The sequence below is a fragment of the Pseudomonas sp. UMAB-40 genome (genome assembly GCF_900095275.1).
Taxonomy (GTDB): domain Bacteria; phylum Pseudomonadota; class Gammaproteobacteria; order Pseudomonadales; family Pseudomonadaceae; genus Aquipseudomonas; species Aquipseudomonas mandelii_B.
In genome coordinates, this window is the sequence record NZ_LT607615.1 from 368 (window position 1) to 918 (window position 551).

A 551-nucleotide genomic window follows, 5' to 3' on the forward strand; every position below is an offset into this window, starting at 1 on the left:
TTATCGTTAAGTGAAAGCGAGTGAGACAAGGCTAATATATATCGACTTGGCGATAATTTCTGAACTTTAAGGCTTTCAGAATCTGCAATAGATTTAACGAGCTTTTCTAACGGAGTCGAAATCCAATGCTTACACTGGAGAATCCACTCATCCCCGTCGGACCTAAAAAAGCGCCCATCCACTCCAGCGTCACGTCCGGGCTTGAATCTTTCGAATATAACCCCTTCCCTCGCGCTTAGCAGGTCAGCGCAAAAGACTTCGAACTCTTTGTCATTTAGCCGCGAAAAATCGTAATCGCTCACAAAAGCCTCGCTCTGAAATGAACCGCCTGCTAGTAAACCGCTCAGCATGAAAGTGTAGTTGATGGACGCCGCACATGGACGATCGCAGTGATAGCAGCAACGATGCGTGCTTTCTTCGGGTGGTCAGCCATATGACTTAGTGCATTGCTCCAACACAGCAACGCCATGTCGAATAACGGATGATCTGAATGGCCGCTTCTGGCCGATTCTGTTGAAAAAGTCGGGCGTGGTTTTCACGACAGAAAAGTA

1 protein-coding gene is annotated in these 551 nt (G+C 47.4%); it reads right to left on the reverse strand.

The window, feature by feature from the left end; all coding sequences use genetic code 11:
* Positions 1-302: restriction endonuclease (locus K0F88_RS32780; protein WP_257605425.1), on the reverse strand; the 302-nt coding region annotated here is incomplete at its 3' end.
* Positions 303-551 lie beyond the last annotated feature (249 nt).